Raw genomic sequence first — 13984 nt, 5'->3', positions numbered from 1 at the left:
GCGTGTTGCGATGGTGACGCTTCTTTGCAGGATCTGCGCTGGTGGACAGCGTTGCCCATTCGTGGACAATAGCCGGATGGATGCCATCACCCTGCCCCAGCTCGAACAGGCCATCAACTACTGGCGCAATATTTCGCCGTCAGTGGGCGAAGAATCCCGCCTGTGCCCCGAGGCTGCCGCGCTGGCCACGCCTTACGCGCTGATGATCATGGCGCACCAGCGCGAGATCCCCGCCGCCGAACTGAGCGACAAAGCCCGTGCCGCGCTGGCAGGCTGGGCCGCGGCCGGCAAGTAAGCCTGGCCGCCGCCTGGGCGGCCCCCGCCTGATCAACCTTTGAGCAGGGCCTTGATGTCCTGCGTCAGGGCGTCCACCCCGATGTTGTTGTTGGCCAGCACGCGCGATTCGCCCTTGCCGTCCAGCAGGTAGAACGCGGCCGTGTGGTCCATGGTGTAGTTGCCGTCCTTGGTAGGCGCCTTGGCGTAATAGGCTTTGAAGGACGCAGCGGCCTTCTTGACCTGATCCGGCGTGCCGGTGAGCCCCAGAAAGCGCGGATCGAAGGCGGTGACGTACTGCTTGAGGACTTCAGGCGTGTCGCGCTCGGGGTCCACCGTGATCAGCAGCACCTGCACGCGGTCGGCGTCCGGACCCAGCTTCTTCATGACTTCAGTCAGTTCGGCCAGCGAGGTCGGACACACGTCCGGACACTGCGTGAAACCGAAGAACACGACCACCACCTTGCCGGCGAAATCGGACAGCTGGCGCGTCTTGCCGTTGTAGTCGACCAGCTCCATGCCGCGGCCCAGCTGGGTGCCGCTGATGTCGCTGCCTTTGAACACAGGCGCGTTGTCGCCGCAGGCGGCCAGGGCAACGGTGAAAGCGGCGGCTGCGCTCGCGCGCAGGACCAGCCGGCGGCTGGCGGAAAACACGGACATCAACAACCTCCAGGGAGTCAGCGCAGCAGGCCGACCCAGTGGTCCACCAGCAGGGCGCCGAACAGCAGCGCCAGGTAGAGTATGGAAAAACGGAACATGCTGCGCGCCAGTTCGTCGCTGTAGGCACGGTACAGCCGCCAGGCATAGGAAACGAACATGCCGCCCAGCACCAGTGCCGACAGCAAGTAAAGTTCGCCGCTCATGCGGATGGCGTAAGGCAGCAGCGTGGTGGCGACCAGCGCCACGCTATACAAAAGGATGTGCAGGCGCGTGAACTGGTTGCCGTGCGTCACCGGCAGCATGGGCAGGCCAGACTTGGCGTAATCGTGGTTGCGGTAGAGCGCCAGCGCCCAGAAGTGCGGCGGCGTCCAGATGAAGATGATCAGCACCAGGATCCAGGCCTCGGCCGGCACCGAGTCCGCCACGGTGGCCCAACCCAGGGCCGGAGGCATGGCGCCCGACAGGCCGCCGATGACGATGTTCTGCGGCGTGCGCGGCTTGAGGATGACGGTGTAGATGACCGCGTAGCCCACGAAGGTGGCAAAGGTCAGCCACATGGTCAGCGGGTTGACCATGTGATACAGCACGAACATGCCGGCGCCGCCCAGCAGGCCGGACATGCTCAGCACCTGGAACGACGAAATCGTGCCGCGCGCGGTGCCGCGGCGCGCGGTGCGCAGCATGCGGGCATCGATTTCCTGTTCGATCAGGCAATTGATGGCGAAGGCGGCCGCGGCCAGCAGCCAGATGCCCAGGGTGCCGAACAGCACCCGGCGCATGTCGGGAATGCCCGGCGCCGCCAGGAACATGCCGATCACGGCGCAAAACACCGCCAGCTGCGTCACACGCGGCTTGGTGAGGACGAAATACTGGCGGAACAATCCGGGCTGAGGAGCGGCAATACTGGTCATAGTGGGCCCTATTTTAAACGCGCACCGAATTGGGGCCGTAGTCCCAGGCAGGCGCACGTCCAGCTGTGGACAAACGCACCATCAAAACCACCGCGGCCAGGGTCAGGCCGGCGGCGCCTCCATTGTGCAGCACCGCGATCAACAGCGGCCACTGGAAAAAGATCGTGGTCAGGCCGGTCAGCAGTTGCGCGCCCAGCAGTGCCAGCATCAGCGTGGCCGGGCCGCGCAGGCCGGGCTCGGCGCGCAGGCGCCAGGCCAATATGCCCAGATACAAGAACACCACGAAGGCGAAGTTGCGGTGGACCCAGTGGATCGCGGTCAGCGCCGGCTGGGAAATCATCTCACCCGACGGCAGCTCGCCCAGGGCGCGGATGATCGAATAGCCGCCATGGAAGTCCATTTCCGGCACCCAGGCCCCGTGGCACATGGGGAAATCCATGCAGGCCAGCGCGGCATAGTTGGTACTGACCCAGCCGCCCAGCGTCACTTGCACCAGCAGCAGGGCAAAGCCCCCGGCCACCCAGGGCTTCCAGCGCGCGGCCGCCGCGGCTATGGCCAGATGCGGACGCTCGCGGGCGGACAGCCAGGTCATCAGCGCCAGCACCGACAGGCCGAACACCAGGTGCGCGGTCACGACCACGGGCATCAGCTTGTGCGTCACGGTCCAGGCGCCGAACGCGCCCTGCACGCAAACCGCGATCAGGGTCACGACCGCCAACCTGGGCGAGCGGCCCAGCTGGCTGCGGTAGCGCCACGCCATGTAGACGATGCCGATGATCAGCATGCCCAGGATGGTGCCGACATAGCGGTGGATCATTTCGATCCAGGCCTTGGATAGCGTGACCGGGCCGAACGGCATGGCCTGCGACGCTTCGTGGATATCGCCCATCGCGCCCAGCGGCGTCACGCTGCCGTAGCAGCCGGGCCAGTCGGGACAACCCAGGCCCGAATCCGTCAGCCGCACGAAGGCGCCGAACATGATCAGGTCCAGCGTCAGGAACCAGGTAAAGAAGACCAGCTTGCGATAACGCGCTTTGATGCGTTCGATTTCCATAAACATCCACTCTGCGGCGCCGCGCACAATGCGCACGACGCGATAAAACTATGCGCCCCGATCCGGGCCGCCATGGAGCCGGCTTTGCCGGTCCATGCGCGGCCCCCCCGAGGGGGGAAGCGCCACAGGCGCTTCGGGGGTGGGCCCATCAACCTATCCTTGAGCTGTACACCAGCTTGCTGATGTCCTTGCGCACCTTCACGCCATCAGCTTCGGCAGGGTACTGCATCATCAGGTTGCCCAGCGGGTCGATCACCCAGATCGGCACCTCCAACCCAGGCTGGCCGGCGGCAGTATCGCGCGCCAGCAGGAACCGCGCCAACTGGTCGGGGTTGACGCGCACCATGACCGTGCCTTTGTAGGCCTCCAGCACCTTATCCGGCACCGGGGCATCGTCGGTGATGAACCAGACGCGCGCCAACCGGTCGACGTTCTTGCCCTGGCTGGCGTGGCTGTTGCGGGCGATGAAGAGCTTGCGGGCGCAGCTTTCCGGGCAAGCGCCGCCATCGGCGGCCACCAGCAGCCACTTGCCCTTCAAGCTCTGCAGATCGAAGGGTTTGCCGTCCAGCGTCGTCAGGCGCAATTCCTCGGCCACGGGCATGGGCCGCTGCGGGCTGAGCAGCGTGCCGTAGTTGCTGGACTCATCGGGCCACCACTGCGGATTCATGTACACCACGATCGCCGCGACGATAGGCGCCAGCGAGCACAGGAACACCAGCAGCATCGGCATCAAGGAGCGCTTGCGTGCGGGCTTGGTAGAGGAAAGATCGCGAGCCACTATGTATCCTGTCGTCGTCTTGCGGGTTAAGAGTTGGCGCCCCGGTCAGGCCCCGGGCGCGTTCTGTGCGCGCCGCATACGCCGGACGGCGCCCCCCAGCACCACCAACCATGCAACGGCGGCAATCGAGGCAAAAGCAAACCACTGTACGGCATAGGACGTGTTCTGCTGGAAGTCCACGGACGGCTGCGGCCAGTCCCGCACCAGGCCATCGTCCGCATTGCCGGCGGATTGCGACAGCACCGTGGGCAGCAGGGCCAGGCCGGTGGATTTGGCGTATGCGTCCAGTGGCAGGTTCTGCACCTGGGGCAAGACGCCATCCGCCGCCGGCAGCGACGCCGGCAAGGCGGACTGTTCCGCCCCGCCCAGCGTCCAGATCTCGAACAGGCGCGGCACGCGCGGCGAGAGCTCGCCCGTCACCGTCTGCGGCCCCGCAGGCGTGGCCGGCAGCGGCGGCTGCGCGGGGCCTTGCCCCTGGGTCCCCATGACGCGCGGAATCCAGCCGCGCAACACCAGCACGGCGCGGCGCGCATCGGCGTCCAGCAGCAGCGGCGTGGCCAGCCAGTAGCCGGGCTTGCCGTCGTGGTTGCGGTTGTCCAGCAGTACACTGAATTGCGGCAGCCAGACCCCGGAGGCCTGGGCCGAACGCCAGGCGGTCATCTGGGCGGGGTCGGTAGCCGGGGTCAAGGGCAGCGGCGCTTGCTTGCGGCCTGCTTCGATAGCGGCCAGAATGGCGCGTCGCTCATCGCCACGGCGCAATTGCCATTGCCCCAGCGATGCCAGGATGATCACGGCGACGCCCAGCAACAGCAAGGCGGCTACCGTGTATCGGGTTGAATGCGGTCGGGCCATATATCTACACTAACTACTCTGATTCGTCCGGAGACCACCATGCGCGTTTTCGTCGTCCTGGCCTTCATCGGGATTCTGGCCAGCCTGGCATCGGCCCTGGTCTACCTGATGCGGGACAAGGGAACCACCAGCCGCACGGTCAACGCGCTGACGGTACGCATCGGCTTATCGGTGGCCCTGTTCCTGTTCGTGCTGTTCGCCCACCACATGGGCTGGATCGAGAGCACAGGCCTTAGATAGGCATCCGGGACGCGGGTTCCCGGAAATGCATGACGATCGCAGATGAGTAAAACGCGCCAGTTCTCACACAAGAACTGGCGCGCTTCATTTGTTCCGCGTACCGATCAGAACCAGTACACGAACAGGTACAGGCCCAGCCACACCACGTCCACGAAGTGCCAGTACCAGGCGGCGCCTTCGAAACCGAAGTGATGATCGGCCGTGAAATGGCCGCGGATCAGGCGGACCAGAATGACCGTCAACATGGTGGCGCCCAGCAGCACGTGGAAGCCGTGGAAGCCCGTCAACATGTAGAACAGCGAACCGTAGGCGCCCGAATTGAACTTCAGGTTCAGCTCGGTATAGGCATGGTGGTATTCGTAAGCCTGACAGGTCACGAACAGGAAGCCCAGCACGACCGTGGCCAGCAGCCAGAAGATGGTCTTGCCGCGATGGTTCTCGCGCAGCGCGTGGTGGGCGATAGTCAGCGTGACGCCGGAGCTCAGCAACAGCGCGGTGTTGATGGTGGGCAGCCAGAAGGGACCGACAGTCTGGAAGTGCTCGACCACGCCGGCAGGGCCGAAGTTCGGCCACACGGCCTGGAAGTCGGGCCACAGCATCAGGCGGTGATCCATGTCGCCCAGCCACGGCGTGGTGATGGTGCGCGTGTACCAGAGGGCGCCGAAGAACGCCGCGAAGAACATGACTTCCGAGAAGATGAACCAGCTCATGCCCCAACGGTAGGAACCGTCGATGCGCTTGCTGTTCAGGCCGATCTCGGATTCGTGGATGGCGTCGCCAAACCAGTAGTACAGCACCACGATCAAGCCGATGAAGCCCCCCAGCAGGGTCCATTTGGCCCAGCTGACGCCGTTGATCCAGGCCGCGGCGCTCAGGCCCATGAACAACAGCGCCACAGCCGTACGCACGGGATGACCCGAATCGGCGGGCACGAAGTAGTACGGTGCCTCTTTACCTTGAACCGAGTGGCTTGCACTCATGGCTTTCTCCCTGGTACAGATTTATAGAATTAAGTGATTCAAGTCAGGCTGGAAACGGCCCAACGCACAATTAATACCAGCACAGTAACGAAGATGGCCGCTGCCAGCAGCCCCGCCACGATCACATGGACCGGGTTGAGCTTGGCGACGTCTTCCCGGTGGCCTGCCCCCTTGCGCACCCCGAAAAACCCCCACGCCACCGCCTTCATGGTCTGAAGGAAACTCAGCTTGCGCTGGGAGGTTTCGCGCAGGTCGTCGCTCATGGCCCGCGCCTAACTGACCGCGACGCCGGACAACAGCGCCGAGCCGCGCAACACGGTCCAGGCGAACACGGCAATGACGAATGCCAGCAGGACCAGACCTGCGATCTTGTTGCGGCGGCGCTGCTCGGGTGTCATTGCTGTGCTACCTGGAAAATGAAAGGCTGCTTCACTTCACTTCGGGCGGGGTTTCGAAGGTGTGGAAAGGAGCGGGCGAGGGCACGGTCCATTCCAGGCCTTCGGCGCCTTCCCACGGCTTGGCCGCGGCGACGTCACCCTTGCCCCGGTAGCAACGCAGCATCGCCCACAGGAAGATCAGTTGCGACAGGCCGAACCAGAACGCGCCAATGGTCGCCATCTGGTGGAAGGTCGTGAACTGGCCGGCGTAGTCGGCGTAGCGGCGCGGCATGCCTGCCAGGCCCAGGAAGTGCATCGGGAAGAAGGTGACGTTGAACGAGATCAGCGTCGACCAGAAGTGCAGCTTGCCCAGCTTTTCGCTGTACATGCGGCCCGTCCACTTGGGCACCCAGTAGTAGGCGCCGGCGAACAGGGCGAACAGCGAGCCCGCCACCAGCACGTAGTGGAAGTGCGCGACCACGTAGTAGGTGTCGTGGACCTGGATGTCGATCGGGGCCACCGACAGGATCAGCCCGGTAAAGCCGCCCATGGTGAACACGAAGATGAAGCCGATCGAGAACAGCATGGGCGTCTCGAACGTCATGGAGCCGCGCCACATCGTAGCCACCCAGTTGAACACCTTCACCCCGGTCGGGATGGAGATGAGCATGGTGGCGTACATGAAGTAAAGCTGGCCCGTCACCGGCATGCCGGTGGTGAACATGTGGTGCGCCCAGACGATGAAGGACAGCACGGCGATCGAGGCGGTGGCGTAGACCATCGAGGCGTAGCCGAACAGCTTCTTGCGGGCGAACGCGGGCACGATGGCCGACACGATGCCGAACGCCGGCAAGATCATGATGTAGACCTCGGGGTGCCCGAAGAACCAGAACACGTGCTGGTATAGGACCGGGTCGCCGCCGGCGGCCGCGTTGAAGAAGCCCGTGCCGAAATGGCGGTCGGTGAGCACCATGGTGATGGCGGCGGCCAGCACCGGCATCACGGCCAGCAGCAGGAAGGCGGTGATCAGCCAGGTCCAGCAGAACAGCGGCATCTTCATCAGCGTCAGGCCGGGCGCGCGCATGTTCAGGATGGTGACGATGATGTTGATCGCGCCCATGATGGACGAAGCGCCCATGATGTGCAGCGCGAAGATCGCCAGATCCATGCCCGGGCCCATCTGCAGCGACAGCGGCGCGTACAGCGTCCAGCCGGCCGCGGTAGCGCCGCCAGGCACGAAGAACGACGCGGTCAGCATGATCGCGGCCACCGGCAGCAGCCAGAAGCTGAAGTTGTTCATGCGGGCGAACGCCATGTCGGAGGCGCCGATCTGCATCGGGATCATCCAGTTGGCGAAGCCCACGAAGGCCGGCATGACCGCGCCGAACACCATGACCAGGCCGTGCATGGTGGTGAACTGGTTGAAGAGTTCGGGGCGGAAGAACTGCAGGCCCGGCTCGAAGAGCTCGGTGCGCAGCAGCAGTGCCAGCGTGCCGCCTTCCAGCAGCATGACGAACGAGAAGATGAGATACATCGTCCCGATGTCTTTGTGGTTCGTGGCGAAAAGCCAGCGGCGCCAACCGGAGGGGATGGCGTGGTGGTGGTCATCGTGACCGTGGCCGTGGCCCGGCGACACGTGGTCTACAGTGACGCTGCTCATGATGGACTCCTTCCTGCTGAGTGCCGGGCCCGATTCACGGGGCCGGCAGGGTATCTCTAACTAAACGGAACCGGTTCTGCGAGGGTGTGACCCGGCGCGCGCAATCAGCGCGCAGCCGCCACGTCCTTCGGTAGAACCGTCGGGTCCTGCCCCTTGCCTGCATTGCTCCAGGCATGGCGCGTATAGCTGATGACCGCTGCGATCTCGACATCGTTGAGCTGCCCGCCGAATGCCGCCATCGCGGTGCCGGGCTTGCCCTTCAGCACGGTGTTGATCTGTTCCGCCTTCGGGCCCAGAACAACCTTGTCTCCGTCGAGCGGGGGGAAACTGCCCGGGATGCCCTTGCCGTTGGCCTGGTGACAGGCCACGCAATTCGCCGCGAAGACCTTTTCGCCGCGGGCAACCAGTTCGGCTTCCGTCCACTCTTTATTGGGATCGTCGGCGTTTGCCGCCATCTTCTTCTTTTGGTCTTCAACCCACTTATCGTAGTCGGCTTGCGCCATGACTTCCACGACGATGGGCATGAATGCGTGATCCTTGCCGCACAGTTCGGCGCACTGGCCGCGGTAGATACCGGGCTTGTCGGCGTTGAACCAGGTGTCGCGCAGGAAGCCCGGGATGGCGTCCTGCTTCACGCCGAAGTCCGGAATCATCCAGGAGTGGATGACGTCGGCCGCGGTCAGCACGATGCGGACTTTCTTGTTCGCGGGGACGACCAGGTGGTTGTCCACTTCCATCAGGTAGAACTCGCCCTTGGGCTCGCGGTTCTCGATCTGCGCGCGCGGCGTGGACAGCGTGGAGAGGAACTTGATGCCGGTGGCCGAACCGTCGAGGTACTCGTAGCCCCACTTCCATTGGTAGCCGGTGACCTTCACGGTGAGGTCGGCGCTGGAGGTGTCTTTCATCGCGACCACCGTCTTGGTGGCGGGCAACGCCATGGCGATGACGATGATGAACGGGATGACGGTCCAGGCCACTTCCACGCCCAGATGCTCGTGGAAGGTCGCGGCCTTGTGGCCCCTGGATTTGCGGTGCGCCCAGATGGAGTAGAACATCACTCCAAAGACGCCGATGAAGATCACGATACAGATCGTGAGCAACATCCAATGCAACCACATGATGTCGCGCGAGATCGCCGTGACACCTTCATGCAGGTTGAGCTGATTGACCTTCGGGCCGCCGGGCATGTCTTGCACCTGAGCACCTGCCACGCTGCCAATCAGCATCGCACAAGCCCCCAGTATCCCTCTCCACTTCTTCATGCTTACCTCGAAACACGGCGCGAAGGTCCGTTCGCTAGTGGCGGAAGTCGCCGGAACCGGGCAACGCGCAATTATTAGATGGTAGGGCGTGGCAGGGAGATAGAGCGGCCCCTGTCGTTCCCACTCGAAATCACAAAGAAACTGCCGGATTATAGCGGACGCGCAAACAGATGTAAGTTAGTGCCCTTGAATTCATCGGCCCTGCCCCCATCTGGCCGCGCCTCTTGACCGCGCGCCGTAAAACAGGGTGGCATAAAATCGTCGGCAACATCATCACCACGGTTCCACGATGCCCAAGCAGTTGTCCGACTTGTACGCCGACCTGCGCGCCCGCGCGCAAGAGCCCGCTCCGGAAGGCGCGCGCGCTTTATATATAGCGGGGCGCCGCTGCGGCTGGGCCACGCATGCTGCTTGCGATGCGTTGCGCGACGCGCCCGGCATCGCGACGGACGGTGAATCCTTGCGCATCGGTGCGGACCTGCAACCCGGCGCAGACCTGAACAGCGTGCTCGAACAAGCCGCGCAACTGTTGCGCCAAGCCAACTGCCTGCGCGGCTGGCGCGACGAATTGCTGGATGTTTTGGATGGCGACGATGCGCTGGGCGTGATCGAACGCGCGGCGGTGCGGCCGCTGGGCCTGCTTACCAAGGCCGTGCATCTGAATGCCTGGACGCCGGATGGCCGCCTGTGGGTCGCGCGACGTGCACTCAGCAAGTCGACCGATCCCGGTATGTGGGACACACTGGTCGGCGGCCTGGCCGGCAGCCGCGAAGACCTGGAACTGGCACTGGTGCGCGAATGCGGCGAAGAAGCGGGACTGGACGAGCCCGACCTGCAGCGGCGCTCGCCCCTGCGCACCATCCTGCGCATCCATCGCCGCCTGCCCGAGGGCTACCAGGTGGAAGATGTCCTGACCAGCACCTGCGTGCTCGCGGCGGATGTGCGCCCGGCCAACCGGGACGGCGAGGTGATGGAGATCGCCACCATCGACGCGGCCACGGCCGTGCGTCAGATCGCGGAAGGCGAATTTACGCTGGAAGCGGCGCTGGTGATCATCGAAGACATCATGCAGCGCCGCGCGGCAGGCGAAATCCCGGCCTAGCATCCCGTCCCGCGGATGCGCGGGCATCCCCGGGGTCCGGCGTTAGCGCGGAAGGATTCCCGGCTCGCCCAGAGCCGGGCTGTTCGCGGGATGGTTCGCGGGGTTGTCCGCCGGATTGCCTGCGGCGCTATCCGCAGGGTTACCCAAAGAATCGCTTGCGACCGGCGCGTCCGCGTCCCGGGTCTCGCGAGTCGCAAGCACATCGGAGCCCGACGCAGCGCCCGCCGCTTCCGCAGCCTCGGCGGCCTGCGCCGGTGTAGGCACCGACACCGGCGCGGGGACCGGAGCGGGCGCCGCATTGGCCTGCGAAAACTGCTTCCACACTTCGATCGCGCGCAAGCGCTGCTTGGCCACGACCTGGATGCGTTCGCGCAGATGCTCGTCGCGCGCCAGCAGGGCATGGAAATCGCGCGAGGACAGCATCAGCAGCTTGCTGTAGCCCAGCGAGGTCACCTCCGGCATCAGCTGTTGTTCGCCCAACAGGCCGAGTTCGCCGAAGAATTCGCCACTGCCCAGCTCGATCATGGTGTTGTCGGGCAGATGCACGGCCACGGCGCCCGAGGCCACGAAGCACATCTCTTCGCCATGGCGACCCTTGGTCAGGACGCGCTGGTCCGGCAGCGCCAGGCGCGGCTTGAGCAGTTTGCTGATCGCGCGCAAGGAGTCCGCGGACAGGCCCTCGAACAGCGGCACGCGCTTGATCAATTCGGCCGCGCTCATTTCGATGTCCAGCGGCGGATGCTTGTCGATATGGGCCCAGCGGCTCTTCAACTGCGCCATCAGGTCCGCGTACACCTCGCCGCTGATCAGGAACTGCTCCAGCATGTCGCGGTAGCGGATGCGCTCCATTTCGCGGGCCACGCGGCCCAGATAGCTTTCCTGCAGCCACTGCGCGTAGGACGGGTATTGCAGGTTCAGGGCCTGCATGGCGTTTTCGATCAGGTCCAGGCGGCGCTGATGCAGCGACACGATGCGCTGAGTGGCTTCCTCGCCCAGCAGCGGCGTGATCTGTTCGCGCGCGAACGCGATCAGGCGTTGCGCCACCGACCGCTTGCTCATCAGGTTGGCAAAGCGCTGGCCCAGTTCGCGCGCCAGCCAGCCCTGGAAACCGAACAGATAGTGCAGGCGCAGGGCCAGGCGAAAGCCGGTGGAATAGCGCACGTCGGCGACGATGGCGCGCTCGAAGCCGGGTATGCCGCCCAGCCGGATCGCATCCTCCAGCCGTTCCGCCCGCGCCAGCAGGGTTTCGGCCATGCGCCAGTCCACGATCTGGGCCTTCAGGATGTCGAAGAACATTTCCTCTTCGCGCTGGGCCACGATGGCCAGGCCCACCGCCACGCGCTGCTCGTCCGTCATCTGGCTGACCTGGCCGTCGTGCACGCTGGTCAGGCTGGCGTCGAACACGGCGCGGATGCGGTCGCGGACTTCGGTGCCGATATGCTCGGTCTTAGCGACCTCTTCGGTCTTGCCTTGCAGGTCTTCCAGCGCCACCGCCAGGGCCTGATTGCGGATGGTGCGCTCCACCGGCGACAACTGGTTCAGGCCCAGCATGCGGATCAGCGGCCGCAGGCTGATGCCGTTGATGAACAAAGTCAGCAGCACATAGCTGGTGGTCGCGACCGCGATGAATTGCCGCGCCTCTTCGGCCACGCCGGTCTGCTCAGTCACGGCGAGCGCCAGCGCCAGCGACACGGCGCCGCGCAGGCCGCCCCACAGCATGACTACCTTGTAGGGGTTGCTGACCTTGGTCCCCAGCCGGGTCAGCCCAAGCAGCGGCAGCAGGCCGAAGACGACGATGGCGCGCGCCACCAGCGTCGCCACGAACACCACCGCCACCAGCGCCAGTTCCTGCCAATCGGCCGCTGCCATCAGCTTGGGAATCAGCATGGCCGCGAACAGGAAGATCAGCGAGTTGGCCCAGAACCCAAACTGCTCCCAGGCGCTGGACAGGTACTCGAAGGTGGTGGGCGACATGCGCGTGCGGCCGGTGGACCCGACCACCAGGCCGGCGATCACCGTGGCGACCACGCCCGACACGTTCAGGTAGTGCTCGGAAATGAAGAAGGACAGGTAGGCGAGCGTCAGCGTCAGCGTGATTTCGGCGGTGGGAAAGCCGCGCAGCCAGGCGAACAGGAAACAGGCCAGCCGGCCCATGGCGAAGCCGGCCAGGCCGCCACCGATGAAGTGCACGATGAAGTCGTTGAAGATACCGCTGGCGGTGAGTTCGCCATGGCCGCCCAGGACGGCCAGCAGCACCGAGTACAGGGCGATGGAGGCCGCGTCGTTGAACAGGCTTTCGCCTTCGACCAGAGTAGTCAGGCGCTTGGGCGCGCCCACTTCGCGGAAGATGCCCACCACGGCCACGGGGTCGGTGGTGGCGACGATGGCGCCCAGTAGCAGGCAGACCACCAGACCGTAAGGCGAAATGGCGTCCAGCGTCACTCCGACCACTACGGTGCAGACCACCACGGCCACGATGGCCATCATGAGGATGGGGCCGATGTCGTCCATCAAGCGCCGCACGTTCATGGACAGCGCGGTCTCGAACAGGAGCACCGGCAGGAACACCATCAGAAAGGTTTCGGATGAAATCTCGAAGCGTTCCAGCGAGTCCAGGAAGTCACCGATCCAGCTGGGCGCCCAGCCGTGCACGTGCACGATGATGCCTAGCAGACAGCCGACAATGGCCAGCAGCACCGAGTAGGGCAGCTTGAGACGGCCCGCCAGAGGCGGCATGAAACAGACCAGCGTCAGCAAACCTGCCAGGCCGAATACGAGAAAACCTACATCCATGTTCTGTTAGCGGAGCTTGTGTGAAGTTCCACAAGAATAGCGGCTTTTTCCCCCGCGACCGGGCCGGAGATCGTCAGGAATCGTGGAGAATGCACGTTTCGTTACCCCAATGCGGACAAGCGATACGCGTCGCGCCGTGTTTTTTGGGTAATGTGGAATCGCACAAAAACTTTGCAGGAGCGGCACTTGGCCCGGATCCATTCCCTGACCCGGCGCGACGACGCGCCCGCCATGCTGGTCCAGCTGACCGACAGCCATCTGTTCGGCGAGCCCGAAACCTCGATGCTGGGCGTCAACACGGACGCCAGCCTGCGCGCGGTGCTGCGCCAGATCGAGGCGGACGGCAAGCACCCCGATCTGCTGCTGGCCACCGGCGACATGTCCCAGGACGGCGAGGCCGCGGCCTATCGCCGGCTGGCGCGCGTCCTGTCCGAGGCGCCCGCCCTGGCGCAGGCCAGCATCCGCTGCCTGCCGGGCAACCATGACCTGCCGGCCGTGATGCGCCAGGAACTGCCGCAATGGTCGGCTCCGGTGACCGACGTGGGCGCCTGGCGCGTGGTGGCGCTGGACACCACCGTGCCCGGCTCCAACGCCGGCCATCTGCCCGCGAGCCAGCTCGACCTGCTGGAAGCCGCGCTGGCCGAGACGCCGGGCCGGCACACGCTGCTCGCCATGCATCACAACCCCATGCAGATCGACAGCCACTGGCACGATTCGATGATGATCGACAACCCGCAAGCGCTCTTCAAGCTGCTGACGCGCTGGCCGCAGGTCCGCGTGCTGCTGTGGGGCCACGTGCACCACGAGTTCGACCGCCGCCGCCACAACCTGCGCATGCTGGCCACGCCGTCGACCTGCTTTCAGTTCAGCATCCGCGACGGCAAGCATGTCGTGGACAACATGGCGCCCGGCTATCGCTGGATCAAGCTGTACCAGGACGGTTCAATGGCCACCGGCGTGCGGCGCGTGCAGGACGCGCTGTGGCATGGCGCCAAGGCGGCTGCGGACAACGCTCAGGCGGCCTAGGCAGGCCGCACTTGTG

General features: G+C 64.9%; 15 protein-coding genes. 4 read left to right on the top strand and 11 right to left on the bottom strand.

The features are described 5' to 3' along the window. The first annotated feature begins 76 nt into the window (after positions 1 to 76). Positions 77 to 295, top strand: a complete 219-nt coding sequence (locus AXYL_RS01130) for a DUF3717 domain-containing protein (RefSeq protein WP_013390985.1) — start codon at positions 77 to 79, stop codon at positions 293 to 295. Positions 296 to 327: 32 nt separating this feature from the next. Here the strand turns inward: AXYL_RS01130 and AXYL_RS01125 are convergent, their stop codons facing one another. The 5 genes from AXYL_RS01125 to AXYL_RS01105 all read right to left on the bottom strand — a co-directional run bounded on the left by AXYL_RS01125 (position 328) and on the right by AXYL_RS01105 (position 4528). Further along, on the bottom strand, positions 328 to 933 hold the full coding sequence (locus AXYL_RS01125; protein ID WP_013390984.1) for an SCO family protein: 606 nt from the start codon (positions 931 to 933) through the stop codon (positions 328 to 330). Between the two features lie 17 nt (positions 934 to 950). Continuing rightward, complete coding sequence (cyoE, locus tag AXYL_RS01120) at positions 951 to 1844, bottom strand: heme o synthase (protein ID WP_013390983.1); 894 nt, start codon at positions 1842 to 1844, stop codon at positions 951 to 953. 13 nt (positions 1845 to 1857) lie between these two features. Continuing rightward, positions 1858 to 2892: a COX15/CtaA family protein gene (locus AXYL_RS01115; protein ID WP_041654688.1), complete on the bottom strand. Its 1035-nt coding sequence runs from the start codon at positions 2890 to 2892 to the stop codon at positions 1858 to 1860. Positions 2893 to 3046: 154 nt separating this feature from the next. Further along, positions 3047 to 3628 carry a hypothetical protein gene (locus AXYL_RS01110; RefSeq protein ID WP_049797744.1) on the bottom strand — a complete coding sequence of 194 codons (582 nt, stop codon included), beginning with the start codon at positions 3626 to 3628 and terminating at the stop codon, positions 3047 to 3049. A gap of 93 nt (positions 3629 to 3721) precedes the next feature. Beyond that, on the bottom strand, positions 3722 to 4528 hold the full coding sequence (locus AXYL_RS01105; RefSeq protein WP_013390980.1) for an SURF1 family protein: 807 nt from the start codon (positions 4526 to 4528) through the stop codon (positions 3722 to 3724). A gap of 39 nt (positions 4529 to 4567) precedes the next feature. Between AXYL_RS01105 and AXYL_RS01100 the strand changes: the two genes are divergently transcribed. Next, positions 4568 to 4768, top strand: coding sequence for a twin transmembrane helix small protein (locus tag AXYL_RS01100; RefSeq protein ID WP_006224570.1), 201 nt, complete (start codon positions 4568 to 4570; stop codon positions 4766 to 4768). A 104-nt stretch (positions 4769 to 4872) separates the two neighbouring features. Here AXYL_RS01100 and AXYL_RS01095 read toward each other — a convergent pair whose 3' ends face one another. From AXYL_RS01095 to coxB, 5 genes are all read right to left on the bottom strand, one after another. Beyond that, positions 4873 to 5748, bottom strand: a complete 876-nt coding sequence (locus tag AXYL_RS01095; RefSeq protein ID WP_013390979.1) for a cytochrome c oxidase subunit 3 — start codon at positions 5746 to 5748, stop codon at positions 4873 to 4875. Positions 5749 to 5786: 38 nt separating this feature from the next. Next, positions 5787 to 6011, bottom strand: coding sequence for a DUF2970 domain-containing protein (locus tag AXYL_RS01090; RefSeq protein WP_013390978.1), 225 nt, complete (start codon positions 6009 to 6011; stop codon positions 5787 to 5789). A 9-nt stretch (positions 6012 to 6020) separates the two neighbouring features. Next, positions 6021 to 6146, bottom strand: coding sequence for a cytochrome oxidase small assembly protein (locus tag AXYL_RS35255; RefSeq protein WP_013390977.1), 126 nt, complete (start codon positions 6144 to 6146; stop codon positions 6021 to 6023). 31 nt (positions 6147 to 6177) lie between these two features. Further along, a complete protein-coding gene (gene ctaD, locus AXYL_RS01080) occupies positions 6178 to 7785 on the bottom strand; it encodes a cytochrome c oxidase subunit I (protein ID WP_013390976.1) in 1608 nt (535 codons plus the stop codon). 104 nt (positions 7786 to 7889) lie between these two features. Then, complete coding sequence (coxB, locus tag AXYL_RS01075; RefSeq protein ID WP_041652075.1) at positions 7890 to 9047, bottom strand: cytochrome c oxidase subunit II; 1158 nt, start codon at positions 9045 to 9047, stop codon at positions 7890 to 7892. 289 nt (positions 9048 to 9336) lie between these two features. Between coxB and AXYL_RS01070 the strand changes: the two genes are divergently transcribed. Beyond that, positions 9337 to 10149, top strand: a complete 813-nt coding sequence (locus AXYL_RS01070) for an NUDIX hydrolase (protein ID WP_013390974.1) — start codon at positions 9337 to 9339, stop codon at positions 10147 to 10149. A gap of 42 nt (positions 10150 to 10191) precedes the next feature. Here AXYL_RS01070 and AXYL_RS01065 read toward each other — a convergent pair whose 3' ends face one another. After that, positions 10192 to 12942: a cation:proton antiporter gene (locus AXYL_RS01065; protein ID WP_013390973.1), complete on the bottom strand. Its 2751-nt coding sequence runs from the start codon at positions 12940 to 12942 to the stop codon at positions 10192 to 10194. A gap of 186 nt (positions 12943 to 13128) precedes the next feature. Here AXYL_RS01065 and cpdA point away from each other — a divergent pair, with 186 nt between their 5' ends. Then, a complete protein-coding gene (cpdA, locus tag AXYL_RS01060) occupies positions 13129 to 13968 on the top strand; it encodes a 3',5'-cyclic-AMP phosphodiesterase (RefSeq protein ID WP_013390972.1) in 840 nt (279 codons plus the stop codon). Positions 13969 to 13984: the final 16 nt, after the last annotated feature.

This window comes from Achromobacter xylosoxidans A8 (assembly GCF_000165835.1).
Classification (GTDB): Bacteria; Pseudomonadota; Gammaproteobacteria; order Burkholderiales; family Burkholderiaceae_B; genus Achromobacter; species Achromobacter xylosoxidans_B.
Note: the sequence above shows the minus strand (reverse complement) of the source record. Positions and strands in the feature narration are given on the sequence as shown.

What these genes read in the sequence shown, in the direction of transcription:
- AXYL_RS01130 (WP_013390985.1), top strand. Translation starts at nt 77, where the DNA reads ATGGATGCCATCACCCTGCCCCAGCTCGAACAGGCCATCAACTACTGG.
- AXYL_RS01125 (WP_013390984.1), bottom strand. Translation starts at nt 933, where the DNA reads ATGTCCGTGTTTTCCGCCAGCCGCCGGCTGGTCCTGCGCGCGAGCGCA.
- cyoE (WP_013390983.1), bottom strand. Translation starts at nt 1,844, where the DNA reads ATGACCAGTATTGCCGCTCCTCAGCCCGGATTGTTCCGCCAGTATTTC.
- AXYL_RS01110 (WP_049797744.1), bottom strand. Translation starts at nt 3,628, where the DNA reads ATGCCGATGCTGCTGGTGTTCCTGTGCTCGCTGGCGCCTATCGTCGCG.
- AXYL_RS01105 (WP_013390980.1), bottom strand. Translation starts at nt 4,528, where the DNA reads ATGGCCCGACCGCATTCAACCCGATACACGGTAGCCGCCTTGCTGTTG.
- AXYL_RS01100 (WP_006224570.1), top strand. Translation starts at nt 4,568, where the DNA reads ATGCGCGTTTTCGTCGTCCTGGCCTTCATCGGGATTCTGGCCAGCCTG.
- AXYL_RS01095 (WP_013390979.1), bottom strand. Translation starts at nt 5,748, where the DNA reads ATGAGTGCAAGCCACTCGGTTCAAGGTAAAGAGGCACCGTACTACTTC.
- AXYL_RS01090 (WP_013390978.1), bottom strand. Translation starts at nt 6,011, where the DNA reads ATGAGCGACGACCTGCGCGAAACCTCCCAGCGCAAGCTGAGTTTCCTT.
- AXYL_RS35255 (WP_013390977.1), bottom strand. Translation starts at nt 6,146, where the DNA reads ATGACACCCGAGCAGCGCCGCCGCAACAAGATCGCAGGTCTGGTCCTG.
- ctaD (WP_013390976.1), bottom strand. Translation starts at nt 7,785, where the DNA reads ATGAGCAGCGTCACTGTAGACCACGTGTCGCCGGGCCACGGCCACGGT.
- coxB (WP_041652075.1), bottom strand. Translation starts at nt 9,047, where the DNA reads ATGAAGAAGTGGAGAGGGATACTGGGGGCTTGTGCGATGCTGATTGGC.
- AXYL_RS01070 (WP_013390974.1), top strand. Translation starts at nt 9,337, where the DNA reads ATGCCCAAGCAGTTGTCCGACTTGTACGCCGACCTGCGCGCCCGCGCG.
- AXYL_RS01065 (WP_013390973.1), bottom strand. Translation starts at nt 12,942, where the DNA reads ATGGATGTAGGTTTTCTCGTATTCGGCCTGGCAGGTTTGCTGACGCTG.